Below are 24,595 nucleotides of genomic sequence, written 5' to 3'. Positions count from 1 at the left end.
CCCTGTTACGCGTCGCTGGAGGCGCCGGAGCGGCTGCGGGCGACGATGGACGAGGCGGCGAAGTTGACGATCAGGGTCATGACGAAGAGCGCGAAGCCGGCCGCCATCAGGGCGGACATGCCGAAGGCGGTGGCCTCGCCGTAGCGCAGGGCGATGAGCGAGGAGACCGAGCTGGTGCCGGTCTGCAGGACGTGCCACTGGATCGTGAAGACCTGCGAGATGACCATGTAGACGGCGATGGTCTCGCCGAGGGCGCGGCCGAGGCCGAGCATGGTGCCGCCGATCATGCCGCCCTTGCCGAAGGGCAGGACGACGGCGCGGATCATGCCCCAGCGGGTGGCGCCGAGCGCGTAGGCGCCCTCGCGTTCGCCGGCGGGGGCCTGGGAGAAGACCTCGCGCATGATCGAGCAGATGATCGGCGCCACCATCATCGCGACGACGAGGCCGGCGACGAAGGTGGAGGAGGTGTAGACGGTGGGCGGGGCGAGCGGGTCGTCGGGGTCGGCGCCGTCGACGCGCAGGAAGGGGATCCAGCCGAGGTAGGCGGAGATCCAGCGGGCGATCGGCAGGATCGATTCCTCCAGCCAGAACACGCCCCACAGGCCGTAGACGACCGAGGGCACGGCGGCCATCAGGTCGACGGTGGAGATCAGGGTGCGGCGCAGCCGGGGCGGGGCGTACTCGGAGATGTAGAGCGCGGCGCCGGTGGCGAGCGGCACGGCGACGGCGATCGCGACGAGGGCGATGAGGACGGTGCCGAGGAGCACGGCGGCGATGCCGAACCGTCCGGCGTCCGGCTCCCAGTTCTCGGTGGTGAGGAAGGAGCCGCCGGCCCGGTCGAGGGCCTGCCAGGCGCGGTGCAGCAGGAAGCCGCCGACGAGGAGCATCACGGCGAGGACGAGACCGCCGCCGGCGCGGGCGACGCCGCGGAAGACGCGGTCGGCGGGGCCGGGGTCGGCGTACAGCCGCCGCGGCGTGTCGTGCGGGGCCCCGTGCCGCGGGCCGGCGGCGCCGGGAAGCACGGTCGGATCATTCGGATCGGTCGTCGCGGTCGTCACGTCCCTGACGTAAGTCCCGCCTGGTTGACATGCGCGCCACGAGACGTGAACGAGGGACTCCTGCGAGGCAACTTCCGTTCACCATAAGGCAGTTGATGTCCACTGCGTCGCCTCGGCGGTCAGCAGCGCGCGGAAGCGGGCGTAGGCGGCACGACAGGTGGAGTGGCGCTCGTACGCCCTCCCGGAGTAGGCCACGGGGTGTCCGTCGGCGTCCCTCAGCAGCCACACCCAGCCGTTGCCGGTGGCGGTGTGCTGCACCCCGCCGCCCATGGCCGCGTGCCCTTCGCAGAGCGCCGCGAACGCCGCCCGGCAGGCGGCGTGGTCGGCGAAGCACTGCCCCGACCGCGCCACCACCCGCCCGTTCTGCGCGACCAGCCGCCAGCCGTATCGTCCGTCGGCTCTGACGTCCACCAGACAGCGCGTCCCGGACACACCGGTGCCCTTGGCCATTGCCCCCACCCCCACAGTCTCGGCACAGGCAATCTAGGGACACGGCCGGGATCGTTGGGGGCTAAACCAACGGCCGGGGGCATGCTTCACCCCGCCGTTGCCCCTAGGACACCGGCGGGGTGAGGGAGGACGCGGGCCGGGGCTCAGCCGGTCGCGCCGAGCACCACCAGGAGGACCAGGCCGACGACGGCCGGCGCCATGATCTCGTACGCCCACCGGACCGCCGGCGCGCCCTGCGCACCGTCCCGGCCCTGGTACCGCTCGGCCATCTCCCGCAGGTCGGCGACGTTCTGGTCGCCGACCGCGACGCGCGAGGCGGAGTCCCGGACGTCGGCGGTCACGGAGGTGCGCCCGTGGGGGTCGTCCTGGGAGGCGCGGGCGGCCTGGCGCGCCGCCTTCTTCCGCTGGCGCAGCGAGACGGGCATGGCCCACAGCTGGTACTTGGCGCCCTCGTGCGTGAACACCTCGCTGGAGTACCCGGCCCGGACGTCGGCGACGGCGGCCCAGGGCAGCACGATCGACCGGAACGGGTTGCGGATCCGGAGCCGGTCCTCGTTGGCGTGGACGGCGGGCCGGAGCGTGAAGGCGGTGATCAGCGGCACGGCGAGCAGCAGTCCGGCCAGCGCCAGCCAGGGCGCCCGCCCCTCGCCGCGCACCAGCGCGTCGCCCGCGAAGACGAGCGCCAGGGCGATCAGGAAGACGCCTCCCGCGATCCCGAAGGAGGAACGGTAGACGCGATCGGCGGAGGTCGGCTCGGGGTTCGACCCGGAGTTCGGCTCGGAGGGCGCGGGGCTCGTCATGCCGCCGATTCTGCCTCAGGAGGCGGCGCGGGGCGCTCCCCGGGGGCTCAGCCCCGCCGGACCTCGGCCAGGTCCGCGTACAGGATGATGTTGTCCGGCCGGTGGCCGTCGACGAGCTCGCCGCCGCAGGTGATCAGGCGCAGCTCGGGCCGGCGGGTGTTCCCGTACACCTTCTCCGTCGGGAAGGCGCCCTTGTCGACCTGCTCCAGCTCGCGGACCCGGAAGACCGCGACGGTGCCGTCGGCCCGGGTCACGGTGACCGGGTCGCCGACCCGGACCTTGGCGACGTCCTTCAGGACGGCGGGCCCGCGCTCGGTGTCGAAGTGCCCGATGAGGACGGCGGGGCCGGTCTCGCCGGGCGTGACGCCCTTCCCGTACCAGCCGATCCGCTCGGCCTGGGCGACCGACGGCACCTCGACGGTCCCGTCGGCGTTCAGCCCGAGCTCCAGGACGCCCCGCGCGTCCACCCCGGCCGCCGGCAGCTCGACCCGCACCGGCAGCGAACGGGCGAGCGGCTTCACGGGCGCGGCGGTGGCGGCGGGCGCCGGCGCGGCCGACTCCACGATCCGGGCGGGCGGGGTGACGGCGTCGGGCGCGCCCCCGGCCGAACAGCCGGCGAGGGCGGCCACGAGGAGGACGGCGGCGGTGACGGTACGACGGCGGCGCATGCGGGGCTCCGGGAGGACGGGGTGCGGCCGGCCGCCGCGTGGAGAGCGACGGCCGGCCGGGGGTGGGGTGGAGACGCTCCGAGCTCGGGTCAAGGGGCGGGGAGCGGGGTACGACGGGGCGGGTACGGGCCCGTGCGGGGTCAGCCGCGGTCGCCGGCGGTGCGGCGGCGCATCGCCAGGAAGCCGAGCCCGGCGGCGGTCAGCGCGGCGGCACCGGCGCCGGCGGCGACCAGCGTGCCGGACCCCTCCTCGGCGGCGAACTCGGCACCGGCCGCGACGCCGCCCCTCGGCACGACGGAGGTCTGGCCGCCCTGGGTCTGGGTGCCGTTCGAGGTGCCGTTCGAGGTGCCGTTGCCGTTCTCGTTGCCGTGGGCCTGCCCGGCCGGGGCCGGGCCCTCCACGGAGCAGCCCTTCGGGAGCGCGGGGAAGGAGTAGGTGCCGCCCTTGGCCTCGCCGCCCTCCAGCTTGGCGTACAGGGTCGGGGTGGCGGTGAAGGCGCCGTCGATCCGGGCGACGATGCCGGCGCTCGCGGGCAGCGAGGGGTGGGCGCGGTCGAGGACGCCGATGACCTTCTCGTCGCCGGCGGTGACGAGCTTCGCCTTCGGGCCCTTGGTGGTCATGGTCAGCTCGGCCATGGTGCCCGCGCCGATGGCGACGCCGAGGGTCTGCGGCAGGCAGTGGTCGACCTTGCCGGTCTCCATGTTGTAGGGCTGCGGGGCGGACTGCCGGGCCGCGCCGGGGACGTAGGCGGCGAAGTGCCCGGTGGCCTCCAGGACGACGACGGCCTTGCCGTAGAAGAGGATCTTGCGGCCGTGGTCGTAGGGGTAGGTGAAGCCGCTGCCCTTGCCCGTGGCCGGGTCGACGGTCTGGAGACCGGTGGCCGTGCCGTTGTAGCGGGCCTCCAGGATCGTGCCGTCGACGAGACGGTAGAAGCCGTACTTGAGGGGAGCGGTGGTGCCGGTCCAGTTGTAGGTGGTGCCGTCCGGGTTGAGGACGAAGTACTCGGTGCTGGGCTCCCAGTCGGCGACGGGACGGCCGACCGACTGGAGCTCGCCGACCTTGCGGCCGTCGAGGAAGAGCTCCGCGATGTGGTGCTGGTCCTTGAGCTTGTAGATCTTGGCGGTCCGGCCGCCGATCAGCTTCTCGGTGCGGACCAGCGTGGCGTGCTCCGCGCCCGCCTCGACGGCGGTGACCTTGCCCTCGGCGTCCAGGGTCACGGCGTACCCGGAGAAGATCCCGGTGTCGGTGGCGTCGTAGCCGCCGCCGGCCTTCAGCTCGCCCAGGACGGTGGTGCCGCGCAGGACGGTCGCGGTGAAGTACCGGTGCTGGGTGCCCTTGTCGTACACCTTCGCCGTCAGGCCCCCGTCGAGCTCCACGGTGCGGACCAGGACGTCGGCGTCGGGGGCGGCCTCGGCGGCCGGAGCCGTGGTGGCAGCAGCCGGCGCGGCGGTCTTCGCGGGAGCGGTCGCGGCGGTCTTCGCGGGAGCGGTCGCGGCGGCCTTCGCGGGAGCGGTCGCGGTCGCGGTGGCCGTCGGCGCCGGGGTCGTACCGGCGGCGAAGGCGCTGCCCGCCGCGAGGACCGGAGTGGCGGCGACGCCGGCGACGAGCGCGGCGGCGAGGGCGGTGCGGAGGGCGGTGCGCATAACGACTCCCGAGAAGATTCGGTGGCGGATGGAAGAGCCGCATGCCTGGCTGATGTCTCGATCGGGGAGGGCCGGTGAGTTCTCGCTGGCTGCTGATAAAGAATCTAAAGATCTCGTATGGGGGAGCGGTCCGCTCCGTGTCACAGGCATGTGACAGCCGCCCCCCGCCCCTGCGAACCGCTCCTGACCTCGCCTTTCACGGGACCGAACACGGAAAGGCCGGCCGTCACGGAAGACGTGACGGCCGGCCTGGGGTGGGGTGGGGCGGGGTGGAAACGCTCCGGGCTCGGGTCAAGGGGCGAGGAGCGGGATACGGCAGGGGTGCGACAGGGACGGGCCAGGGACGCGGGTCAGCCGCGGGCGGCGGCGGAGCGGCGGCGCAGCACCGTGAAACCGAGCCCGGCGGCGGCCAGCGAGGCGGCCCCGGCACCGGCCGCGACCAGCGCGCCGGAGCCCTCCTCGGCACCGGACTCGGCACCGGCCGCGACGCCGCCCTTCGGCACGACGGAGGTCTGACCGCCCTGCGCCGAGTTCGCGGGCGCGGAGGCGGAGGGGGCCGAGGGGGCGGGCGCGGCGGCCGCGTCGCAGTCCTTCGGCAGGGCGGGGAAGGCGTTGTAGCGGTAGGGCGTGTCGCCGCCCTGGGTGCGCTGACCGAGGCGCGGGGTGGCGGTGTCCGCGCCGTCGATGCGCAGGCCGTTGGCCCCGTCGACGGGGTGCGCGCGGTCGACCCGGGAGACCACCTCGTGCCGCGGGTCCTTGAGGACGGCCCAGGGGCCCTTCTCGGGGTCGTTGGTCATGACGAGGAGCCAGCCCGCCCCGTAGGAGGAACGGATCTCCTGGGTGATCGCGCACTTCCCGACGACGAACGGCCCCTCCAGGACCTCGGCCGCGGGAAGGGACGCCGGGACGGTCGCGGCGGGCGTCGGCACGAAGAGGGCGCCCAGGTACTCGGGCGCGGCGGGACGCCCGGACCGGAGGTCGTACGCGGCGAGGGTGCGGTCCGCCTCGACGACGAGGAGGACGGAGTCGAAGGCGTAGACGGAGTTGTTCGCGTACAGGTAGGAGAAGCCGTTGCCCTTGCCGGTGGCGGGGTCGATGGCCTGGATGCCGGGGCGGCCGTCCTGCGGGTGCCTGCCGAACTCCAGGACGGTGCCGTCGGCCAGCCGGTAGAAGCCGTGCGCGGCGCGGACCGTCCGGCCGCCGCTCCAGTGGTGGACCTCGCCCTCGTTGGTGAGGACGAAGATGCTGCCGTTGTCGTCGAGGGCGGCCGGGCGGTTGCCGGTCTCCAGGGAGCCGATGCCCGTGGTCAAGCCGGAGATCTCGGCGCGGTGCCAGACGGCGCCGAGCTTGTAGACCTTGACGGAGGTGCCGTCCGGAAAGCGGTCGGTGCGGACGTAGGTGCCGCGGGGCGTCTCGGCGGGCGCGGACGACGAGGTGGGCTCGGCGGAGGCGGCCGGCTTCGCCGGGGCGGTGGTGGCAGCGGCAGCGGGCTTCTCGGCGGCCTTCGCGGCGGCCTTCGCGGGCGCGGCGACGGGCGCCGTGGCGCTCGCGGTCGCCGTCGGGGCCGGGGTGGTCCCGGCGGCGAAGGCGCTGCCGGCGGTGAGGACCGGGGTGGCGGCGACGCCGGCGACGAGCGCGGCGGCGAGGGCGGTGCGGAGGGCGGTGCGCATAACGACTCCCGAGAAGATTCGGTGGTGGGTGGAAGAGCCGCATGCCTGGCTGATGTCTCGATCGGGAAGGGCCGGTGAGTTCTCGCTGGCTGCTGTGGAAAAAACTAAAGATCTTGTATGGAGAATCGATCCGCCGCGCGTCACAGGCATGTGACAGCCGTCACGGCCGCACCGGCCCTCTGCGGCGGGAGCCGCGACGAGACACACGACACCCCGCCTCGGACACCCTCCCCTGTACAGGTCGCTACGCGCGTAGATATGCTCGACTGGTGACCATGCCCACCACTGCATCCGCAGCAGCAGCTTTCGCCGACGTGACCGCGTCCGAGAGCACGCTGCGCCGCTTCCTCCACGGGCTGCCCGGCGTCGACGCCGTGGGCCTGGAGGCGCGCGCCGCGTCCCTCGGCACCCGCTCGATCAAGACCACGTCCAAGGCGTACGCCATCGACCTGGCCATCTCCATGATCGACCTGACGACGCTCGAAGGCGCGGACACCCCGGGCAAGGTCCGGGCCCTCGCCGCCAAGGCCGTCCGCCCCGATCCGACCGACCGCACGACCCCGACGACCGCCGCCGTCTGCGTCTACCCCGACATGGTGGCCACGGCCAAGGCCGCCCTCGCGGGCTCGGACGTCAAGGTCGCCTCGGTCGCCACCGCCTTCCCGGCCGGCCGGGCCGCCCTCCCCGTGAAGCTGGCCGACACCGCCGACGCGATCGCCGCGGGCGCGGACGAGATCGACATGGTCATCGACCGGGGCGCCTTCCTCGCCGGCCGCTACCTGGAGGTCTTCGAGCAGATCGCCGCGATCAGGGCCGAGTGCGGCGACCGCGCCCGGCTCAAGGTGATCTTCGAGACCGGCGAGCTGTCCACGTACGACAACATCCGCCGCGCCTCCTGGCTCGGCATGATGGCCGGCGCCGACTTCATCAAGACCTCGACCGGCAAGGTCGCGGTCAACGCCACCCCGGCGAACACCCTGCTCATGCTGGAGGCGGTGCGCGACTTCCGCGCCCAGACCGGCGTGCAGATCGGCGTGAAGCCGGCCGGCGGCATCCGCAACACCAAGGAGGCCATCAAGTTCCTGGTGCTGGTCAACGAGACCGTCGGCGCGGACTGGCTGGACAACCACTGGTTCCGCTTCGGCGCCTCCAGCCTGCTCAACGACCTGCTGATGCAGCGCCAGAAGATGGCCACCGGCCACTACTCCGGCCCCGATTACGTGACGGTGGACTGATCGACATGACCTCCCCCTTCGAGTACGCCCCCGCGCCCGAGTCGCGCGCGGTCGTCGACATCGCCCCGAGCTACGGCCTGTTCATCGACGGCGAGTTCACCGACGCGGCCGACGGCAAGGTCTTCAAGACCGTCTCCCCCTCCACCGAGGAGGTCCTCTCCGAGATCGCCCAGGCGGGCGAGGCGGACGTGGACCGCGCGGTGAAGGCCGCCCGCAAGGCCTTCGAGAAGTGGTCGGCGCTGCCCGGCGCCGAGCGCGCCAAGTACCTCTTCCGGATCGCCCGGATCATCCAGGAGCGCAGCCGCGAGCTGGCCGTCCTGGAGACCCTGGACAACGGCAAGCCGATCAAGGAGACCCGCGACGCGGACCTCCCGCTGGTCGCCGCGCACTTCTTCTACTACGCGGGCTGGGCCGACAAGCTCGACCACGCCGGCTACGGCCCCGCGCCGAAGCCGCTGGGCGTGGCCGGCCAGGTCATCCCGTGGAACTTCCCGCTGCTGATGCTGGCGTGGAAGATCGCCCCGGCGCTGGCGACCGGCAACACGGTCGTCCTGAAGCCGGCCGAGACGACCCCGCTCTCCGCCCTGTTCTTCGCGGACATCTGCCGCCAGGCGGGCCTGCCGAAGGGCGTCGTCAACATCCTCCCCGGGTACGGCGACACCGGCGCCGCCCTGGTCGCGCACCCGGACGTGAACAAGGTCGCCTTCACCGGCTCGACCGCCGTCGGCAAGCTGATCGCCCGCACGGTCGCCGGCACCGACAAGAAGGTCACCCTGGAGCTGGGCGGCAAGGGCGCCAACATCGTCTTCGACGACGCCCCCATCGACCAGGCCGTCGAGGGCATCGTCAACGGCATCTTCTTCAACCAGGGCCAGGTCTGCTGCGCGGGCTCCCGCCTCCTGGTCCAGGAGTCGATCCAGGACGAGCTCCTGGACAGCCTCAAGCGGCGTCTGTCGACGCTCCGCCTCGGCGACCCGCTCGACAAGAACACCGACATCGGCGCCATCAACTCCGAGGAGCAGCTGGCCCGCATCACCTCCCTCGTGGAGCAGGGCGAGGCGGAGGGCGCCGAGCGCTGGACCGCCGCCTGCGACATCCCGGAGTCCGGCTACTGGTTCGCCCCGACGCTCTTCACGAACGTCACCCAGGCGCACACCATCGCCCGCGACGAGGTCTTCGGCCCGGTCCTCTCCGTCCTCACCTTCCGCACCCCGGACGAGGCCGTCGCCAAGGCCAACAACAGCCAGTACGGCCTCTCCGCCGGCATCTGGACGGAGAAGGGCTCCCGCATCCTCGCGGTCGCGAACAAGCTCCGCGCCGGCGTCGTCTGGGCCAACACGTTCAACAAGTTCGACCCGACCTCGCCCTTCGGCGGCTACAAGGAGTCGGGCTTCGGCCGCGAGGGCGGCCGTCACGGTCTGGAGGCCTACCTCGATGTCCGATAAGACCGAGCAGAGCCGTCTGGGCGTCTTCAAGACCTACAAGCTGTACGTCGGGGGCAAGTTCCCCCGCTCCGAGAGCGGCCGGGTGTACGAGGTGACCGACTCCAAGGGCAACTGGCTGGCGAACGCCCCGCTCTCCTCCCGCAAGGACGCCCGTGACGCGGTCGTCGCCGCCCGCAAGGCGCAGGGCGGCTGGGCCGGCGCGACCGCGTACCTGCGCGGCCAGATCCTCTACCGCGTCGCCGAGATGCTGGAGGGCCGCCGGGACCAGTTCGTCCGCGAGGTCGCCGAGGCCGAGGGCCTGTCGAAGTCGAAGGCGGCGGCCCAGGTGGACGCGGCCATCGACCGCTGGGTCTGGTACGCGGGCTGGACCGACAAGATCGCCCAGGTCGTCGGCGGCGCCAACCCCGTCGCGGGCCCGTTCTTCAACCTCTCCACCCCGGAGCCGACCGGCGTCGTCACCGTGCTCGCCCCCCAGGAGTCGTCCTTCCTGGGTCTGGTCTCGGTGATCGCCCCGGTCATCGCGACCGGCAACACCGCCGTCGTCATCGCCTCGGAGAAGGCCCCGCTCCCCGCCCTCTCCCTGGGCGAGGTCCTGGCCACCTCCGACCTCCCCGGCGGCGTGGTCAACATCCTCTCCGGCAAGGCCTCCGAGATGGGCCCGCACCTCGCGGCCCACCTGGACGTCAACGCGATCGACCTGACGGGCGCGGACGCCGACCTGGCCCGCGACCTGGAGATCGCGGCGGCGGAGAACCTGAAGCGCGTCCTGCGCCCCCGCACCGAGGACTTCGCCGAGTCCCCCGGCACGGACCGCATGACCGCGTTCCTGGAGACGAAGACCGTCTGGCACCCCACGGGCTCCCTGGGCGCGAGCGGCTCCTCGTACTAGACGGGGTACGGCACGGCCCCCGGGCAGCAGCACTGCCCGGGGGCCGTCCGGCATGCCCGCGCTACGGCAGCAGCTTCTGCGTCAGCGGGCCGGCGACCGGCAGGTCCGCGACCGCGCCGCCCTGGGTGACGTGGTCGGTGACCAGGTTGGTGCCGACCGGCTTGAAGTCGGCGACCTGGGTGCCGATGCCGTTGGCGAGCGGGTCGACGCCGGTGTTGGCCAGCGGGTCCAGCTGGAGCCGGGTCAGCGGGCCGATCCCGTGGGTGACGCCGGTCAGCGCGCCCGCGCCGGCCGCGCCGGCGTCCGTGCGGGTCAGCGAGTCCACCGGCAGCGGCACGGCGGGGACCGGCGCGGCCTGGGCGGCGGCGGCCGCCCCGAACACGGCGGCGCCGGCCGCGGTGACGCCGAGGCCTGCCTTGAACAGGAGACCGCGACGGGGGTCCTTCGGCTCTGCGTGACGCGCCATGAGGGTCCTTCCAGGGGGTGAGCGGGCGGCCACCGACAGTAGTGGAGGTGTGATGCTCGATACCAACGGCCCTCCTCGGTGGTCCCCTGGACGGGGTAATGCCTCACACTGGTGTTCCGTGAGTTCCCTACCGATCCCGACCCGGGTCGTCCTGCTCGCGGGCCCCTCCGGCTCCGGCAAGTCGTCCCTCGCCGCCGTCACCGGCCTCCCGGTCCTGCGCCTCGACGACTTCTACAAGGAAGCCGGCGACCCGTCGCTCCCGCTCGTCGAAGGCAGCGGTGACGTCGACTGGGACTCCCCGCGCTCCTGGGACGCGGACACCGCCGTCGACGCGATCGTCGAGCTGTGCCGCACGGGCCGCACCGACGTCCCGGTGTACGACATCGCCAGCAGCTCCCGCACCGGCAGCGACCGCCTCGACATCGGGCGGACCCCGCTCTTCGTCGCCGAGGGCATCTTCGCCGCCGAGATCGTGACCCGCTGCCGGGAGCTCGACGTGCTCGCCGACGCGCTCTGCCTGCGCGGCCGCCCGTCCACCACCTTCCGCCGCCGTCTCCTGCGCGATCTGCGGGAGGGCCGGAAGTCGGTCCCGATGCTGCTGCGCCGCGGCTGGCGCCTGATGCGCGCCGAGCGGGCCATCGTGGCCCGCCAGGCCGCGCTGGGCGCCCACCCGTGCGCCAAGCCGGAGGCCCTCGGCCGCCTCGCCGCCGCCGCGGCCGGCCGTCACCGGACCCCGGCGAACAGCGCCGGGTGACACGACGAAGCGGGCCGCACGAGACCCCCCGGACTCGTACGACCCGCTTCGCTTCTTTCCTCAGGCCCCGTTTCCCCCGTGGGACCTCCCCCGTGCTTCCCCCGTGTCCCCCCGATCCTCAGGCGACCAGCTCGCCGAAGGACTCCTCCTGGTCACGGCCGAAGCTCAGCACCTCGTCCTCGCGCAGCCGCCGCAGCGACCGCCAGATGCTCGACTTCACCGTGCCGACACTGATGTCCAGGATCTCCGCGATCTCCGGATCGGTCCGGCCCTCGTAGTAGCGCAGCACCAGCATGGTCCGCTGGAGCTCGGGCAGCCGGGCCAGCGCCTGCCACAGCACCGCGCGCAGCTCGGTGCCGCGCATCGCGTCCGTCTCGCCGACCGTCTCCGGCAGCTCCTCGGTCGGGTACTCGTTGACCTTGCGCCGGCGCCAGGCGCTGATGTGCAGGTTGGTCATCGTGCGGCGCAGATAGCCGCCGACGGCCGCCTTGTCGCTGATCCGGTCCCAGGCGCGGTACGTGGAGAACAGCGCGCTCTGGAGCAGGTCCTCGGCCTCGAAACGGTCACCGGTCAGGTGGTAGGCGGTGGCGTACAGGGAGGCCCGGCGCTCCTGGACGTAGGCCGTGAACTCGGCCTCCGACCCGGAACGCTCCCCCGTGGCCTCCCCGTACGCCGCTCCCCCGTCAGCGATGGCGACCATGTACGGCGCCTTGCGCTGACGCCCGACGGTACGAACGCACCCCCGTCCGCTCACACCCCCGGACTTCTCGGTGCTCCGCACGACGTCGTGGAGCCGCGTGACGACTGCGCTGGAGGTGGTGCTGTGCAGTGCGTTCATCTCGCGCCCCCCTGTCGGTCGGAGTCTGTGTTTCGGTCCGTGTGCCAAGAAGCTTGCCCGGCGGACTTCATGGCGTTGTCCGCCGACTGTCACAGACGTGTCACAGGGGCCGTCGCGGAAGCGCGCCTCCGGGCGGTCGAACTCGGACGGCTCATGAGCCAGAATGACGTCCGTGCCTTTTCTGTTGCTGATCGAGGACGACGACGCCATCCGCACGGCCCTCGAACTCTCCCTGTCCCGGCAGGGCCACCGGGTGGCCACCGCCGCGTCGGGCGAGGACGGCCTGCAGTTGCTCAAGGAGCAGCGCCCCGACCTGGTGGTGCTCGACGTCATGCTGCCCGGCATCGACGGCTTCGAGGTGTGCCGGCGCATCCGCCGCACCGACCAGCTGCCGATCATCCTGCTCACCGCGCGCAGCGATGACATCGACGTCGTCGTGGGCCTGGAGTCCGGCGCCGACGACTACGTGGTGAAGCCGGTGCAGGGACGGGTCCTCGACGCCCGGATCCGGGCGGTGCTGCGGCGCGGCGAGCGGGAGTCGACGGATTCGGCGAGCTTCGGGTCGCTGGTCATCGACCGGGCCGCGATGACGGTGACGAAGAACGGCCAGGACCTGCAACTGACCCCGACCGAGCTGCGGCTGCTGCTCGAACTGAGCCGGCGGCCCGGACAGGCGCTGTCCCGGCAGCAGTTGCTGCGCCTCGTGTGGGAGCACGACTACCTGGGCGACTCGCGCCTGGTGGACGCTTGTGTGCAGCGGCTGCGGGCGAAGGTGGAGGACGTGCCGTCCTCGCCGACCCTGATCCGTACCGTGCGGGGTGTCGGTTACCGGCTGGACGTCCCTGCGTGACCGGGGGGAACAGGGGGGTCTTCGCGCGGCTGCGGCTGTCCAGCCTGCGCCTGCGCCTCGTCGTGGTGTTCGCGCTCGTGGCGCTGACGGCGGCGGTGTCGGCTTCGGGCATCGCGTACTGGCTGAACCGGGAGGCGGTCCTCGGGCGCACCCAGGACAGCGCGCTGAACGGCTTCCGGCAGGAGATGCAGAACCGGGTGGCGACGCTGCCGCTGCGGCCGACCCAGGAGGATCTGCGGCGCACGGCCGAGGAGATGACGGCGGGCAGCGCCGGCTACCAGGTGCTGCTGCTCGGTGAGCGGGCCGTGGGCAAGCCGATCGTGGCGGCCTCGGACCCGGACGTGTTCACGCTGGCCGACGTGCCGGTGTCGCTGCGGGAGGCGGTGGACACCCGGCGCCCGGTGACGGACGCGAACCCGTATCCGTACCACCTGTTCTGGCAGCGGATCGAGCGCGGCGGGACGCCGTACCTCGTGGGCGGGACGCGGATCGACGGCGGCGGGCCCGCCGGTTACATGTTCAAGTCGCTGGCGGCGGAGAAGGCGGACCTCAATTCGCTCGCGTGGTCGCTGGGGATCGCGACCGGGCTCGCGGTGATCGGTTCGGTGCTGCTCGCGCAGGTGGCGGCGACGACCGTGCTGCGGCCGGTGCGCAGGCTGGGCGAGGCGGCCCGGCAGCTCGGCGAGGGCAAGCTGGACACCCGGCTGCGGGTCTCCGGCGCGGACGAACTGTCCGATCTGTCGCGGACGTTCAACAGCGCCGCGGAGAACCTGCAGAAGAAGGTGGCGGACATGAGCGCCCGGGAGGAGTCCTCCCGGCGGTTCGTCGCCGACATGTCGCACGAGCTGCGGACCCCGCTGACCGCACTGACGGCGGTGACGGAGGTCCTGGAGGACGAGCAGGACTCCCTGGACCCGATGATCGCCCCGGCGGTGGCGCTCGTGGTGTCCGAGACCCGGCGGCTCAACGACCTGGTGGAGAACCTGATGGAGGTGACCCGCTTCGACGCGGGCACCGCCCGGCTCGTCCTGGACGACGTGGACATCGCCGACCAGATCACCGCGTGCATCGACGCGCGGGCCTGGCTGGACGCGGTGGACCTCGACGCGGAGCGCGGCATCGTGGTGCCGCTCGACCCTCGGCGCCTGGACGTGATCCTGGCGAACCTGATCGGCAACGCGCTGAAGCACGGCGGATCGCCGGTGCGGGTGTCGGTGCGCACCGACGACCACGAGCTGGTCATCGCGGTGCGCGACCACGGGCCCGGCATCCCCGAGGAGGTGCTGCCGCACGTCTTCGACCGCTTCTACAAGGCGAGCGCCCAGCGCCCCCGGTCGGACGGCTCCGGTCTCGGCCTGTCGATCGCCATGGAGAACGCGCTCATCCACGGTGGAACGATCTCCGCCGCCAACTCGGTGGGCGCGGACGGCGCCGTGGACGGCGCGGTGTTCACCCTGCGGCTGCCCCGGGACGCGTCGGCGGCCGACCGCACGGGAGACACCGGGCCCCGGCCGGGCGAAGGAGTGGACGAGTGAGGGCGCGTACGGCGCTGACGACGGTGGCGCTCGCGCTGCTGGCGCTGCCGGTCACGGGGTGCGGGATCCGGACGACCTCGGTGCCGGTGGACGCGGGCGCTGCCCCGTCCCGGGTGCCGTGCAACGTGGCGGAGGCGGCGGCGCCCGCGACGGGGGTGCCGGTGCGGGCCTTCCTGGTGTGCGGCTCGCAGCTGGAGCCGGTGGACCGCAGGTCGCCGCAGCCGGAGGACAAGGCGAGCGGCGATCCGGTGCGGACGGCGTCGGCGCTGCTCGCGCAGCTCCTCGCGGAGCCCTCGGAGGCCGAGCGGCAGGCCGGTTTCACCACGGCGGTGCGGGCTCCGCTGTCGGTGGCGGGCGGCCGGGCGGGCGACCCGGAGGGGACGCTGCGGCTGAGCCGGCAGCCGGAGGACCTGGCGCCGGCGGCGCTGTCGCAGCTGGTGTGCACCTTCGCGGAGAGCTCGGCGGGCGCGGGCGGGCACACGGTGCTCCTCGCGGGCCCGGGGGCGTACCCGCCGAAGCGCTACCGCTGTACGACGGAGCTGCGGGAGCGGCCGGAGTCGGCCCCTCCGACGGCGCCCGCTCCGACGCCCGCGGGCTGAACCGGAACCGTTCGCGGCGCGGGCGGCGTCTTGGGGGGCGTGCAGCGTCAAGGTTCGGGCGGGAACGCCGCCGTGGTCGTCCGCGTGATCGGGTCCGTGCTCCTGGTCGCGCATCTGCTGCTCGTCGCCTGGGGCGGTCTGCTCCCACGGGACGTGGCCTGGGTGACCGCCCCGAACACGGTGCCGCTGGCCGGGCTCCGGGCCGATCTGGCGCTTGGACCGGCCGAGGCGGCCCGGCTGATCGCCGAGGGACTGCTGCTGCTCGCCCCGCTGGGGGTGCTGCTCCCGATGTGCGAGGGGCGGCTCGACGTCTCGGGGTGGGGTTCGCTGATCCGGACGACGGCGGCGGGGGCGCTGGTGTCGCTGGCCCTGGAGCTGCTGCAGACGGCGGTGCCGGGGCAGGTCGTGGACGTGGACTCGGTGCTCCTGAACACCCTCGGGGTGGCGCTCGCGCACGTCCTGGTGGTGCCGGTGGCGCGGAGGCGGATGCGGCGCCGTCAGGCGTCCCGTGAGGGGCGCCCTCAGGGGCGTGTCGTGACCGGGAACGAGCGGGCTCAGGGTCGCACCCCGAGGATTCCCAGGGTTCCGATCGCCCGGTAGACCGACGTCGAAGGGCGGGCCCGGGCGGCACCATGGAGTCATCGGGAGGCCCGTCGGAGCGGCCGCCCGGATCCGACGAAGGAGCCCACCATGGCCGCACTTGTCCGCCCGCGTGAAGGCCGGATGATCGGCGGGGTGTGCGCGGCGCTCGCCCGGCGCTTCGGCACCTCCGCCCTGACGATGCGGGTGATCTTCCTGGCCTCGTGCCTGCTGCCCGGCCCGCAGTTCCTCCTCTACCTGGCGCTCTGGCTGCTGCTGCCGAGCGAGTCGCGGACGAAGGCGGCGGCCTGGTAGCCGTCACGACCCCGCCGTACGCCGAAGGGGCGCGGACCCGGATGGACCGGGTGCGCGCCCCTTCGGCGTGGGGTGGTGCGGGTCAGCCGATCGGCAGGCCGCCGGCGCCGAGCGGGAGGCCGCCGAGGAGGCCGGTGACAGCGCCGAGCGGGGTGGCGCCGAGGGCGCCGGTGGCGGCGTCGGTCGGCAGGTTCTGGGTGGCCTGGCCGGCCGCCTCGGGGAGGGTCTTCACACCCTGGTCGAGGCCCTGGCCGAGGGCGCCCTGACCGGCGGCGAGGGACTCTCCGGCGCCGTCGGGGAGCTGGGTGAGACCGCTGCCCAGCGGGGCGACCTGGCCCACGGTGGACAGGGCGTCCACGCCGTCCAGCGGGGCCGCGGAGGCCGTGCCGGCGGCGGCAGCGGCGAAAGCGGCACCGAGGGCGGCGACACCGAGCTTCTTGGCGGCAGACTGCTTCATCTGAAAATCATCCTTGGCTTGGAGGGCTGAGCTTCGGGCCATCAGGAGAACAAATCCGGAACAGGGGAATCCGGACATGCAGAGCAGCTCCGCAAACTAACCGCCCCGCCCCCGCTCCGCAAACACCGGAAAGCCGCCGGGTGTCGTGCTCCCCGGCGGCCTCCGGCCCCTCCCCCACGCCTTTCTCAGCCCTCCTGGCCGGAAGAACCGCTGGTCGTGGCGGTCTGACGGAAAAGCCACTCGGATTTCAGTTCGGCATATCCGGGCTTGATCACGTCGTTGATCATGGCCAGTCGTTCATCGAAAGGAATGAACGCTGATTTCATCGCATTGACCGTGAACCACTGGATATCGTCGAGCGTGTACTCGAATGCGTCGACCAGGAGCTCGAATTCCCGGCTCATGCTGGTGCCGCTCATGAGCCGGTTGTCGGTGTTCACCGTCGCCCGGAAGTGGAGCTTGCGGAGCAGCCCGATGGGGTGCTCGGCGTACGAGGCGGCGGCGCCGGTCTGGAGGTTGGAGGTGGGGCACATCTCCAGCGGGATCCGCTTGTCGCGGACGTACGCGGCGAGGCGGCCGAGCCGCACCGAGCCGTCCTCGCCCACCTCGATGTCGTCGATGATCCGGACGCCGTGGCCGAGCCGGTCGGCGCCGCACCACTGGAGCGCCTGCCAGATCGAGGGCAGGCCGAAGGCCTCGCCGGCGTGGATGGTGAAGTGGTTGTTCTCCCGCTTGAGGTACTCGAAGGCGTCGAGGTGGCGGGTGGGCGGGAAGCCGGCCTCGGCGCCCGCGATGTCGAAGCCGACGACGCCGTCGTCCCGGTAGCGGTTGGCCAGCTCGGCGATCTCCAGGGCGCGGGCCGCGTGCCGCATCGCGGTCAGCAGGGCGCCGACCCGGATCCGGTGGCCGGACTCGCGGGCCCGCCGCTCGCCCTCGCGGAAGCCCTCGTTGACCGCCTCGACGACCTCCTCCAGGGTCAGGCCGGCCTCCAGGTGCTGCTCGGGGGCGTACCGCACCTCGGCGTAGACGACGCCGTCCTCGGCGAGGTCCACGGCGCACTCGGCGGCGACGCGGAAGAGCGCCTCGCGGGTCTGCATGACGGCGCAGGTGTGCGCGAAGGTCTCCAGGTACCGCTCCAGGGAGCCGGAGTCGGCGGCCTCGCGGAACCAGATGCCGAGCTTGTCGGGTTCGGTCTCGGGCAGCCTCGAATAGCCCTGCTCACGGGCGAGTTCGATGATCGTGCCGGGGCGCAGTCCGCCGTCGAGGTGGTCGTGGAGCAGCACCTTCGGGGCACGGCGGATCTGGTCCGCGGTGGGGACGTGGGATGTCTGGCTCGTCATTGCCGCACTCTAGCCCCTACGCGCGTAGAACGCCCCCTGTCGGCGCCGGAGATGAGGCGGCTTTCTCGGGTGCGCGGCCGGGTGCGGGCTGCCTACGCTGGCCGCATGAGCACCCCGTCCGGCCCGGCCGCCGACCCCGCCGCGCCCTCCGCCGGCGCCGGCACGCCCTCCGTGGCCGACCCCGCGCCCTCCGCCGTCGACCCCGCCGAACTCCGGCGCATCCACGGCTTCGTGTCCGCCTTCACCCGCCGGCAGGCCGCCCGGACCGTCGACTTCCCCGGCGGGTTCGCCGCGCTCGACGACGCCTACGCCCTGTCCCACGGCAACAACCACCTCCTCGTGGACGGACCGACCGACCCCGAGGCCCTGCCCGGCCGCGCCGAGGAACTCCTCGCGCACCTCCCCCACCGGACCGTGTACGTGCTCGACGGGCCGGCCGCGGCGGCGTGCGCGGAGCCGCTGGCACGGGCCGGGTACACCCGCGAGACCGTCCTCCTCATGCGCCACGAAGGGCCGGTGCCGGAGCTCGGCGGGGCGCGCGAGGTGGACCTGCCGGCCCTCAGGGGGCCCGTCGCCGAGAGCTGGCGCCGTTTCCTGCCGGAGGCGGGCGACGAGGTGATCCGGGACCTGGTCGACCGCCGGGCCGCCCGCCTCCGGGGCGCACCCGACGTCCGCTTCCTCGCCTCGCACGACGAGTGGGGCGAGGTGGCCTCCTGGGGCGACCTGTACCTGGACCCGGCCTCGGGGGTGGCGCAGATCGAGGACCTGGTGACGGCCGCCTCCCACCTGCGGCAGGGCCATGCCGGAGTCGTCCTGGACACGGCGCTGCGCATCGCCGCCGGCGCGGGCTGCGCCACCGTCTTCCTCACCGCGCTCGGGGACGACTGGCCGCGCCGCTGGTACGAGCGGCGCGGCTTCGTCCCCGTCGGTTCCGTGCACTGCTTCGAACGGGCATAGACCGGAGGGAAGTTCGCCCCGGGGACGATACGTAACAGAGACCGCGCGTACGACTGCCGTACACCTCCGCTTCTGAGACTGTTCTGTCATGGCGCAGTACGCACTCGTGGGGACTGCCGACGGCCGGAGACCCCGGCTCGGTCGGCCTGTCGGGGTTTCTCGGTCCGCGGCGGCGGTGGGGGGCGTGGCGCTGCTCCTCCCGGACGGCGACCCGGTCTCGGGCCGCCGGGCGTCGGCCCGGGCGCACGCGGCCGTGCTGCCGCTCGGGCGTGAACTCGCCCGCGCGGGACGGCCGGAGGGACTGGTCCCGCAGGTGGTGCGCTACCGGGGGCGGGGCTGGAACGGCACGGACGCCGAGCTCGCGGTGGACGCCTCCTGGGCGGTCGCCGAGGCGGTACGCCGCTACGGCGACGTCCCGGTCTGCCTGATCGGCCACGGCATGGGCGCCCGGGCGGCGCTGCGGGCGGCCGGGCACCCGGCGGTCGGCGCGGTCCTGGCGCTCGCCCCCTGGCTTCCCGAGGACGACGTGGCCGCCGAACCCGAGCCCGTGCGGCAGCTGGTGGGGCGGCGGGTGCTCATCGTGCACGGCACGAACGACGCCCGCACCGACCCCGAACTGTCCTTCCGCTTCGCGGCCCGCGCCAAGAAGGCGAACCGCGAGACCTGCCGCTTCGAGGTGCACACGGACGGGCACGGGCTGCGCCAGTACGCCGACGAGGTGCGGGCGCTCGCCGCCGACTTCGTCCTCGGCGCGCTCTTCGCCCGCCCGGTCGCCCGGCCGCTGACGGACGCGATGGCGGCCCCGCCACCGATCGGCCTCCGGATGCCGCTGGCGGCCGGCTTCAGGTCCGGCTCACGCCGGGCCTAGGGGTCCTCCGGCGGTGGCTGGGACCCCTTCGGGAGGAGGTGGCCCCGGCGGCTCAGGAGGAACTTCTTGAAGGCGGCCACCGGGGGCGTGTCCGGGTGGCCGTCCAGCCAGGCCACCCCGACCTCGCGGACCGCGCGCGGCGCGGTCACGGTCAGTTCGACGACGCCGGGGCGGGCCACGGCCGGCGGCGGCAGGAGCGCCACCCCGAGCCCCGCGGCGACCAGGCCGCGCAGGGTCTCGGCCTCCTCGCCCTCGAAGGCGACGCGGGGCGTGAAGCCGGCCTCCGCGCACAGGTCGTCGGTGATGCGGCGGAGCCCGTAGCCGGGTTCGAGGGTCACGAAGGTCTCCTCGGCGGCCTCGGCGAGCCGGATCCGGCGGCGGCCGGCGAGCCGGTGGTCGTCGGGGACGACGAGCCGCAGCCGCTGCTCGTCGAGCCGGCGGCCGACCAGGTCGGGGGCGTCCGGCACCGGCGAGGTCAGACAGAGGTCGAGCTCGCCGGCGCGGAGCCGTTCGATCATCGCCTCGCCGTAGTTCTGGACGAGGGTGAAGCGGACCCGGGGGTGGTCCACCCGGAAGGCCCGGATCAGCGCCGGGACGGTCTCCGAGCCCATGGTGTGGAGGAAGCCGAAGGCGACCCGCCCCGCGGCGGGGTCGGCGTCGGCCCGTACGGTGTCGGCGGCCCGCTCGACCTCGGCGAGGGCCCGCTCGGCGGCGGTGAGGAAGCGGCGGCCGGCCGGGGTCAGCGCCACGGTCCGGCCGCGCCGGGCGAACAGCGCGACGCCCAGGTCCGCTTCGAGCCGGACCATCGCCCGCGACAGCGTCGACTGGGGCACGCCCAGCTCGGCCGCGGCCCGGGTCACGTGCTCGTGCCGGGCGACCGCGGCGAAGTACGCGAGCCGCGGAGCCAGTACCGGCCCCATGTCTTCTTCGTTACTGTTCGGTGACAGCCACGGCTGTGACCTGTACTCATGCGCCACGGGAACGATTACAGCAGATCCATGCATTGGACGCATGAAACGGAGCGTCCTACGTTCGTGGCATGCCTTCCGCCAGTACCAAGGCGGACGCCGCCACCCCCGCGTCCGCCGACACCGCAGCCGACACCCGCCTCGCCCCCGGCGCCCCCGGCCACCGCCGGATGAGCCTCGCGCTCTTCGCCGCCGGACTCGCCGCCTTCGCGCTCCTCTACTCCACCCAGGCCCTCCTCCCGGCGATCTCCGCCGAGTTCGGCGCGACCGCCTCGGCCGCCTCCTGGACCGTCTCCGCCGCGACCGGCGCGCTCGCCCTGTGCGTGCTGCCGCTCAGCGCGCTGTCGGAGCGCTTCGGCCGGCGCACGATGATGACCGCCTCCCTGACGGTCGCGGTCGGCGTGGCGCTCCTGGTGCCCCTCGCGCCGAACCTGGAGGTGCTGATCGCGCTGCGGGCGCTGCAGGGCGCGGCGCTGGCCGGACTGCCGGCCTCGGCGATGGCGTACCTGGCCGAGGAGGTGCGGCCCCGGGCGCTGATCGGCGCCATCGGCCTCTTCGTCGCGGGCAACTCGATCGGCGGCATGAGCGGCCGGATCGTCACCGGCTGGATCGCCCAGCTGTGGGGCTGGCGGGCCGGACTCGCCGCGGTGGGCCTGACCTCGCTGCTGTGCGTGCTCGCCTTCCGGGCGCTGCTGCCGAAGGCCCGCCACTTCACCCCGGGCACCCTGAACCCGAAGGCGCTCGCGGCCACGGTGAAGGGCCACCTGGCGGACCCGCTCCTGATGCGTCTGTACGGGATCGGCGCGCTGTTCATGACGGTCTTCGGCGCGGTGTACACGGTGATCGGCTACCGGCTCGCGGAGGCGCCGTTCTCGCTGCCGCAGGGCGTGATCGGCTCGATCTTCCTGGTCTACCTGGTGGGCACGGTCTCCTCGGCGGCGGCCGGGAAGCTGGTCGGCCGGCTCGGCCGGCGCGGGGCGCTGTACCTGGCGGTCTCCACGACCGCGGCGGGCCTGCTGCTCTCGCTCTCCGACTCCCTCACGGCGGTCCTCGCGGGCCTGGTCCTCATCACGGCCGGTTTCTTCGCGGGCCACGCGGTGGCGTCCTCCTCGGTGAGCCGGACGGCGAAGACAGGCCGCACGCAGGCCTCGGCGCTCTACCAGTCCGCGTACTACCTGGGCTCCAGCGCGGGCGGCACGCTCGGCGCGATCGCCTTCCACGCGGGCGGCTGGGCCGGGACCGTGGCCATCGGTCTGGTGGCGGTGCTCGGCGTCGTCTCGATCACCCTGTACGGCTCGCACAGCGCGCGCGTCGAGGCCCGTCGGATCCGTCCGGTGACGGCCTGAGCGCGCCCGTGTGACCGTACGGTCACGGGTCCGGCCTCGGTGCAACCGGTCCGCTCCCCCGCTCGTCCCATATTTCAGGACTCTAGGGGGAGTTGACGATCATGAACCGATTCGCGCACCGGGCGGGGAAGAGAGCCGGCATAGCCGCCGGCCTCACCTCGCTGCTCGTGCCCGCCGCCCTCGTGCTGGGCGCCTCGCCGGCCCAGGCCGCGTCGTGCAACGTGACGACGGGGCCGTACCAGAAGCAGGTCGAGAAGTTCCTCGGCCGCACCGTCGACGGGCGCCAGTCGTCCGCCGACTGCAAGGCCATCCAGGACTTCCAGCGCAAGCACGGCATCACCCCGACCATGGGGTACGCCGGCCCGCTGACCTGGCGCACCATGAACACGATGATCCAGCAGAAGGCGGCCGGGACCAACCCGAACAAGGACCGCAAGTGCCCGACCAACAAGGGCCGGATCGCCTGTGTGGACCTCACCCGCCAGCTCAGCTGGATCCAGGACGGCTCCCGCCTGAAGTACGGCCCGGTGCCGGTGCGCACCGGCAAGGACGGCACCGAGACCCGTACCGGCCTGAAGAAGATCTACTGGCGGAACATCAACCACTGGTCGACGATCTACCACGTCTCCATGCCGTACTCGCAGTTCTTCGACGGCGGGCAGGCCTTCCACTCGACGACCAAGTCCATGTGGAACCCGCCCGGTTCGGGCGGCTGCGTCAACATGCGCTCGGCCGACGCCAAGGCGTACTGGAACCTCCTGCGCAACGGCGACGACGTCTACGTCTACGGCCGCAAGCCGGGAACCTGACCCCGGCTGTCGGCGCGCTGCGGTAGCTTCGCTCTCACCGGTGCCGAACCCCGGCGCCGGTGAGGGGTGAGTGGGGACGCGATGGGCGAGACCGCCGTGGTGACGACCGATGAACTCGACAAGTACCGGCGCGAGCTGACCGGTTACTGCTACCGGATGCTGGGCTCCTCCTTCGAGGCGGAGGACGCGGTGCAGGACACGATGGTGCGGGCGTGGAAGGCGCTCGACTCCTTCGAGGGGCGGTCGTCGCTGCGGTCCTGGCTCTACCGGATCGCCACCAACGTCTGCCTCGACGCGCTCAGCGCGGGCAACAAGCGGGCCCGGCCCATGGACCTGTCCGGGCCGACGCCGGTCGCGCAGGCGCAGCTCGTGAAGCAGCCGGAGATCACCTGGCTGGAGCCGGTCCCGGACGGCCGCGTGCTGCCGGCCGCCGGCGACCCGGCGGAGGCGGCGCTGCACCGGGAGACCGTGCGGCTCGCGTTCGTCGCCGCGCTCCAGCACCTGGCGCCGAAGCAGCGGGCCGTCCTGATCCTGCGCGAGGTCCTCGCGTGGAAGGCCGCCGAGGTCGCCGAACTGCTCGACACCTCGGTCGCCTCGGTGAACAGCGCGCTCCAGCGGGCCCGGGCCACCATCGCCGAGCAGGCCCCCGCCGAGTCCGACGCGGCGAACCCGCTCGACGAGGAGCAGCAGGCGCTCCTGGAGCGGTACGTGGCGGCGTTCGAGGGCTACGACATGCAGGCCCTGACCGCGCTCCTCCACGAGGACGCGACCATGACCATGCCGCCGTTCGACCTCTGGCTCCGGGGCCACGACGACATCGTGGGCTGGATGCTGGGCGTCGGCGACGTGTGCCGCGGCTCGAAGCTGGTGCCGACGGTCGCCAACGGCTCCCCGGCCTTCGCGCACTACCACCCGGACCCGGAGGGCGGCTACAGCCCGTGGGCGCTGATCGTCCTGGAGCTGCGGGACGGCAAGGTGGCCGGGATGGACTTCTTCCTGGACACCCCGCGCTGGTTCCCGCTCTTCGACCTGCCGGAGCGCCTGGAGGCGTAGCTAGAGGACCTCGTCGAGGCCGGTGAGACGGAGCAGGGCGGTGAGCTCGGGCCCCGCTCCGTCGAAGGTCAGCCGGTGGCCGTGGCGGCGGGCGGTGAGCGCGAGGCGGGCCAGGGCGTCGACGGCCGCGAGGCCGTACGCCTCGGCGTCGACCAGGCACCGCACCTCCCCCGGCGGCGCGGCGGCGAGCCCCGCGCAGAGCCGGGCGACCTCCTCGCGGGTGGGCGCGGCGGGCAGGGTCACGACGAGCGGCTGACTGGTGTCCACGCCATGGTGACCGGGCGGGACGCCGGAACTCATCGCGTGAGAGGCTCGTGATCATGACTTCTCACCCCGTCGAACTGGTGATCTTCGACTGTGACGGCGTTCTGGTGGACAGCGAGCGGCTCTACTGCCGGGTGGACCGTGAGGTCTTCGCCGAGCTGGGGGCCGAGTTCTCCGAGGCGGAGCTGGTGGAGCACTTCGTCGGCTCCCCGCACGAAATCTGGACGGCCCTCGTGGAGGAGCGCCGGGGCCGCCCGCTGGAGCCGGGCTGGCAGGAGCCGTACCGCGTCCGCTACGAGACGGTGCTCGACGCCGAGCTGACGGCGGTCGAGGGCGTCACGGAGGCGCTGGACGCGCTGGCGGTCCCGTACTGCCTGGCCTCCAACGGCAGCCACCCCGAGATCCGCCGCAACCTCACCCGCACCGGCCTGCTCGACCGCTTCGAGGGCCGGATCTTCAGCGCCCGCGACGTCGCCCGCGGCAAGCCCGCCCCGGACCTCTTCCTGCACGCCGCCGCCACGATGGGCGTCCCGCCGGAGCGGTGCGCGGTGGTGGAGGACAGCCCGTACGGCGTCCGGGCGGCGCGCGCGGCCGGCATGCGCGCGTACGGCTACACGGGCGGCCTGACCCCGGCCCACCGCCTGGAGGGCCCCGGCACGGTCGTCTTCACGGACATGCGGGAGCTGACGGGGCTGCTGGCCGGCTGAGGACGGGAACGCGTACGGGCCCGGCGCGGGGT

The 24,595-nt window shown here is 73.3% G+C and carries 27 protein-coding genes; 15 read left to right on the top strand and 12 right to left on the bottom strand.

Annotated elements, in window-relative coordinates; genetic code table 11:
- Window positions 1-5: 5 nt before the first annotated feature.
- From pstC to ABZ621_RS07190, 6 genes are all read right to left on the bottom strand, one after another.
- Window positions 6-1,058: a phosphate ABC transporter permease subunit PstC gene (pstC, locus tag ABZ621_RS07215; RefSeq protein ID WP_360601558.1), complete on the bottom strand. Its 1,053-nt coding sequence runs from the start codon at window positions 1,056-1,058 to the stop codon at window positions 6-8.
- A gap of 78 nt (window positions 1,059-1,136) precedes the next feature.
- Entirely contained in the window at window positions 1,137-1,508 is a 372-nt protein-coding gene (locus tag ABZ621_RS07210; RefSeq protein WP_360601556.1) for a DUF1508 domain-containing protein, read from the bottom strand.
- Between the two features lie 143 nt (window positions 1,509-1,651).
- Window positions 1,652-2,308 carry a PH domain-containing protein gene (locus tag ABZ621_RS07205; RefSeq protein WP_360601554.1) on the bottom strand — a complete coding sequence of 219 codons (657 nt, stop codon included), beginning with the start codon at window positions 2,306-2,308 and terminating at the stop codon, window positions 1,652-1,654.
- 47 nt (window positions 2,309-2,355) lie between these two features.
- Window positions 2,356-2,976 (bottom strand): class F sortase, encoded by a 621-nt coding sequence (locus tag ABZ621_RS07200; protein ID WP_360601552.1) that lies wholly within the window; start codon window positions 2,974-2,976, stop codon window positions 2,356-2,358.
- 140 nt (window positions 2,977-3,116) lie between these two features.
- A complete protein-coding gene (locus tag ABZ621_RS07195; RefSeq protein ID WP_360601550.1) occupies window positions 3,117-4,619 on the bottom strand; it encodes a hypothetical protein in 1,503 nt (500 codons plus the stop codon).
- A gap of 350 nt (window positions 4,620-4,969) precedes the next feature.
- A complete protein-coding gene (locus tag ABZ621_RS07190) occupies window positions 4,970-6,289 on the bottom strand; it encodes a hypothetical protein (RefSeq protein ID WP_360601548.1) in 1,320 nt (439 codons plus the stop codon).
- Window positions 6,290-6,564: 275 nt separating this feature from the next.
- On the opposite strand from ABZ621_RS07190, the gene deoC reads away from it, so the two are divergent.
- The 3 genes from deoC to ABZ621_RS07175 are packed head-to-tail and all read left to right on the top strand — an operon-like array spanning window position 6,565 to window position 9,858.
- Window positions 6,565-7,524, top strand: coding sequence for a deoxyribose-phosphate aldolase (gene deoC, locus ABZ621_RS07185; RefSeq protein WP_360601546.1), 960 nt, complete (start codon window positions 6,565-6,567; stop codon window positions 7,522-7,524).
- A gap of 5 nt (window positions 7,525-7,529) precedes the next feature.
- Window positions 7,530-8,969 carry an aldehyde dehydrogenase family protein gene (locus tag ABZ621_RS07180; protein WP_360601544.1) on the top strand — a complete coding sequence of 480 codons (1,440 nt, stop codon included), beginning with the start codon at window positions 7,530-7,532 and terminating at the stop codon, window positions 8,967-8,969.
- Entirely contained in the window at window positions 8,959-9,858 is a 900-nt protein-coding gene (locus ABZ621_RS07175) for an aldehyde dehydrogenase family protein (RefSeq protein WP_360601542.1), read from the top strand. The genes ABZ621_RS07180 and ABZ621_RS07175 overlap by 11 nt, the downstream gene beginning before the upstream one ends.
- A 61-nt stretch (window positions 9,859-9,919) precedes the next feature.
- Here ABZ621_RS07175 and ABZ621_RS07170 read toward each other — a convergent pair whose 3' ends face one another.
- On the bottom strand, window positions 9,920-10,324 hold the full coding sequence (locus ABZ621_RS07170; protein ID WP_360601540.1) for a hypothetical protein: 405 nt from the start codon (window positions 10,322-10,324) through the stop codon (window positions 9,920-9,922).
- A 52-nt stretch (window positions 10,325-10,376) separates the two neighbouring features.
- On the opposite strand from ABZ621_RS07170, the gene ABZ621_RS07165 reads away from it, so the two are divergent.
- Window positions 10,377-11,078, top strand: a complete 702-nt coding sequence (locus ABZ621_RS07165) for an ATP-binding protein (RefSeq protein ID WP_360601538.1) — start codon at window positions 10,377-10,379, stop codon at window positions 11,076-11,078.
- A 118-nt stretch (window positions 11,079-11,196) separates the two neighbouring features.
- Here ABZ621_RS07165 and ABZ621_RS07160 read toward each other — a convergent pair whose 3' ends face one another.
- The gene (locus ABZ621_RS07160) at window positions 11,197-11,916 is read right to left on the bottom strand and encodes a SigE family RNA polymerase sigma factor (protein WP_360601536.1); all 720 of its coding nucleotides are present in this window, start codon (window positions 11,914-11,916) and stop codon (window positions 11,197-11,199) included.
- A gap of 172 nt (window positions 11,917-12,088) precedes the next feature.
- Here ABZ621_RS07160 and afsQ1 point away from each other — a divergent pair, with 172 nt between their 5' ends.
- The 5 genes from afsQ1 to ABZ621_RS07135 all read left to right on the top strand — a co-directional run bounded on the left by afsQ1 (window position 12,089) and on the right by ABZ621_RS07135 (window position 15,794).
- Window positions 12,089-12,766: a two-component system response regulator AfsQ1 gene (gene afsQ1, locus ABZ621_RS07155; RefSeq protein WP_346768298.1), complete on the top strand. Its 678-nt coding sequence runs from the start codon at window positions 12,089-12,091 to the stop codon at window positions 12,764-12,766.
- A complete protein-coding gene (locus tag ABZ621_RS07150) occupies window positions 12,763-14,301 on the top strand; it encodes a HAMP domain-containing sensor histidine kinase (RefSeq protein WP_360601534.1) in 1,539 nt (512 codons plus the stop codon). The genes afsQ1 and ABZ621_RS07150 overlap by 4 nt, the downstream gene beginning before the upstream one ends.
- Window positions 14,298-14,900 carry a hypothetical protein gene (locus ABZ621_RS07145; RefSeq protein ID WP_360601532.1) on the top strand — a complete coding sequence of 201 codons (603 nt, stop codon included), beginning with the start codon at window positions 14,298-14,300 and terminating at the stop codon, window positions 14,898-14,900. The genes ABZ621_RS07150 and ABZ621_RS07145 overlap by 4 nt, the downstream gene beginning before the upstream one ends.
- 39 nt (window positions 14,901-14,939) lie before the next feature.
- On the top strand, window positions 14,940-15,500 hold the full coding sequence (locus tag ABZ621_RS07140) for a VanZ family protein (RefSeq protein WP_360601530.1): 561 nt from the start codon (window positions 14,940-14,942) through the stop codon (window positions 15,498-15,500).
- Between the two features lie 90 nt (window positions 15,501-15,590).
- Window positions 15,591-15,794, top strand: coding sequence for a PspC domain-containing protein (locus tag ABZ621_RS07135; protein ID WP_360601528.1), 204 nt, complete (start codon window positions 15,591-15,593; stop codon window positions 15,792-15,794).
- An 82-nt stretch (window positions 15,795-15,876) separates the two neighbouring features.
- Here the strand turns inward: ABZ621_RS07135 and ABZ621_RS07130 are convergent, their stop codons facing one another.
- The gene (locus ABZ621_RS07130) at window positions 15,877-16,251 is read right to left on the bottom strand and encodes a hypothetical protein (protein WP_360601527.1); all 375 of its coding nucleotides are present in this window, start codon (window positions 16,249-16,251) and stop codon (window positions 15,877-15,879) included.
- Window positions 16,252-16,436: 185 nt separating this feature from the next.
- The gene (locus ABZ621_RS07125; RefSeq protein ID WP_360601525.1) at window positions 16,437-17,591 is read right to left on the bottom strand and encodes an adenosine deaminase; all 1,155 of its coding nucleotides are present in this window, start codon (window positions 17,589-17,591) and stop codon (window positions 16,437-16,439) included.
- 105 nt (window positions 17,592-17,696) lie between these two features.
- On the opposite strand from ABZ621_RS07125, the gene ABZ621_RS07120 reads away from it, so the two are divergent.
- Both ABZ621_RS07120 and ABZ621_RS07115 read left to right on the top strand, forming a co-directional pair.
- Window positions 17,697-18,548, top strand: a complete 852-nt coding sequence (locus ABZ621_RS07120) for a GNAT family N-acetyltransferase (RefSeq protein ID WP_360601523.1) — start codon at window positions 17,697-17,699, stop codon at window positions 18,546-18,548.
- A gap of 88 nt (window positions 18,549-18,636) precedes the next feature.
- A complete protein-coding gene (locus ABZ621_RS07115; protein ID WP_360601521.1) occupies window positions 18,637-19,416 on the top strand; it encodes an alpha/beta hydrolase in 780 nt (259 codons plus the stop codon).
- On the opposite strand, the gene ABZ621_RS07110 is transcribed toward ABZ621_RS07115, so the two are convergent.
- Window positions 19,413-20,393 carry a LysR family transcriptional regulator gene (locus tag ABZ621_RS07110; protein WP_360601519.1) on the bottom strand — a complete coding sequence of 327 codons (981 nt, stop codon included), beginning with the start codon at window positions 20,391-20,393 and terminating at the stop codon, window positions 19,413-19,415. The two genes, ABZ621_RS07115 and ABZ621_RS07110, sit on opposite strands and share 4 nt — an antisense overlap.
- A gap of 62 nt (window positions 20,394-20,455) precedes the next feature.
- Between ABZ621_RS07110 and ABZ621_RS07105 the strand changes: the two genes are divergently transcribed.
- The 3 genes from ABZ621_RS07105 (at window position 20,456) to ABZ621_RS07095 (ending at window position 23,592) form a co-directional block, all read left to right on the top strand.
- The gene (locus ABZ621_RS07105) at window positions 20,456-21,730 is read left to right on the top strand and encodes an MFS transporter (RefSeq protein WP_360601517.1); all 1,275 of its coding nucleotides are present in this window, start codon (window positions 20,456-20,458) and stop codon (window positions 21,728-21,730) included.
- Between the two features lie 101 nt (window positions 21,731-21,831).
- Window positions 21,832-22,539 (top strand): L,D-transpeptidase, encoded by a 708-nt coding sequence (locus tag ABZ621_RS07100; protein ID WP_360601515.1) that lies wholly within the window; start codon window positions 21,832-21,834, stop codon window positions 22,537-22,539.
- 81 nt (window positions 22,540-22,620) lie between these two features.
- The gene (locus ABZ621_RS07095; protein ID WP_360601513.1) at window positions 22,621-23,592 is read left to right on the top strand and encodes a sigma-70 family RNA polymerase sigma factor; all 972 of its coding nucleotides are present in this window, start codon (window positions 22,621-22,623) and stop codon (window positions 23,590-23,592) included.
- Here ABZ621_RS07095 and ABZ621_RS07090 read toward each other — a convergent pair whose 3' ends face one another.
- The gene (locus tag ABZ621_RS07090) at window positions 23,593-23,859 is read right to left on the bottom strand and encodes an STAS domain-containing protein (protein ID WP_360601511.1); all 267 of its coding nucleotides are present in this window, start codon (window positions 23,857-23,859) and stop codon (window positions 23,593-23,595) included.
- Window positions 23,860-23,912: 53 nt separating this feature from the next.
- Between ABZ621_RS07090 and ABZ621_RS07085 the strand changes: the two genes are divergently transcribed.
- Window positions 23,913-24,563 (top strand): HAD family hydrolase, encoded by a 651-nt coding sequence (locus ABZ621_RS07085; RefSeq protein WP_360601510.1) that lies wholly within the window; start codon window positions 23,913-23,915, stop codon window positions 24,561-24,563.
- Window positions 24,564-24,595: the final 32 nt, after the last annotated feature.

Source organism: Streptomyces sp. NPDC007863 (assembly GCF_040633895.1).
GTDB lineage: Bacteria > Actinomycetota > Actinomycetes > Streptomycetales > Streptomycetaceae > Streptomyces.
Note: the sequence above shows the minus strand (reverse complement) of the source record. Positions and strands in the feature narration are given on the sequence as shown.

What these genes read in the sequence shown, in the direction of transcription:
- ABZ621_RS07085 (WP_360601510.1), top strand. Translation starts at nt 23,913, where the DNA reads ATGACTTCTCACCCCGTCGAACTGGTGATCTTCGACTGTGACGGCGTT.
- ABZ621_RS07195 (WP_360601550.1), bottom strand. Translation starts at nt 4,619, where the DNA reads ATGCGCACCGCCCTCCGCACCGCCCTCGCCGCCGCGCTCGTCGCCGGC.
- ABZ621_RS07175 (WP_360601542.1), top strand. Translation starts at nt 8,959, where the DNA reads ATGTCCGATAAGACCGAGCAGAGCCGTCTGGGCGTCTTCAAGACCTAC.
- ABZ621_RS07105 (WP_360601517.1), top strand. Translation starts at nt 20,456, where the DNA reads ATGCCTTCCGCCAGTACCAAGGCGGACGCCGCCACCCCCGCGTCCGCC.
- deoC (WP_360601546.1), top strand. Translation starts at nt 6,565, where the DNA reads ATGCCCACCACTGCATCCGCAGCAGCAGCTTTCGCCGACGTGACCGCG.
- ABZ621_RS07100 (WP_360601515.1), top strand. Translation starts at nt 21,832, where the DNA reads ATGAACCGATTCGCGCACCGGGCGGGGAAGAGAGCCGGCATAGCCGCC.
- ABZ621_RS07165 (WP_360601538.1), top strand. Translation starts at nt 10,377, where the DNA reads ATGCTCGATACCAACGGCCCTCCTCGGTGGTCCCCTGGACGGGGTAAT.
- ABZ621_RS07095 (WP_360601513.1), top strand. Translation starts at nt 22,621, where the DNA reads ATGGGCGAGACCGCCGTGGTGACGACCGATGAACTCGACAAGTACCGG.
- ABZ621_RS07130 (WP_360601527.1), bottom strand. Translation starts at nt 16,251, where the DNA reads ATGAAGCAGTCTGCCGCCAAGAAGCTCGGTGTCGCCGCCCTCGGTGCC.
- ABZ621_RS07120 (WP_360601523.1), top strand. Translation starts at nt 17,697, where the DNA reads ATGAGCACCCCGTCCGGCCCGGCCGCCGACCCCGCCGCGCCCTCCGCC.
- ABZ621_RS07115 (WP_360601521.1), top strand. Translation starts at nt 18,637, where the DNA reads ATGGCGCAGTACGCACTCGTGGGGACTGCCGACGGCCGGAGACCCCGG.
- ABZ621_RS07135 (WP_360601528.1), top strand. Translation starts at nt 15,591, where the DNA reads ATGGCCGCACTTGTCCGCCCGCGTGAAGGCCGGATGATCGGCGGGGTG.
- ABZ621_RS07200 (WP_360601552.1), bottom strand. Translation starts at nt 2,976, where the DNA reads ATGCGCCGCCGTCGTACCGTCACCGCCGCCGTCCTCCTCGTGGCCGCC.
- ABZ621_RS07205 (WP_360601554.1), bottom strand. Translation starts at nt 2,308, where the DNA reads ATGACGAGCCCCGCGCCCTCCGAGCCGAACTCCGGGTCGAACCCCGAG.
- ABZ621_RS07180 (WP_360601544.1), top strand. Translation starts at nt 7,530, where the DNA reads ATGACCTCCCCCTTCGAGTACGCCCCCGCGCCCGAGTCGCGCGCGGTC.
- ABZ621_RS07190 (WP_360601548.1), bottom strand. Translation starts at nt 6,289, where the DNA reads ATGCGCACCGCCCTCCGCACCGCCCTCGCCGCCGCGCTCGTCGCCGGC.
- ABZ621_RS07160 (WP_360601536.1), bottom strand. Translation starts at nt 11,916, where the DNA reads ATGAACGCACTGCACAGCACCACCTCCAGCGCAGTCGTCACGCGGCTC.
- ABZ621_RS07125 (WP_360601525.1), bottom strand. Translation starts at nt 17,591, where the DNA reads ATGACGAGCCAGACATCCCACGTCCCCACCGCGGACCAGATCCGCCGT.
- ABZ621_RS07210 (WP_360601556.1), bottom strand. Translation starts at nt 1,508, where the DNA reads ATGGCCAAGGGCACCGGTGTGTCCGGGACGCGCTGTCTGGTGGACGTC.
- ABZ621_RS07170 (WP_360601540.1), bottom strand. Translation starts at nt 10,324, where the DNA reads ATGGCGCGTCACGCAGAGCCGAAGGACCCCCGTCGCGGTCTCCTGTTC.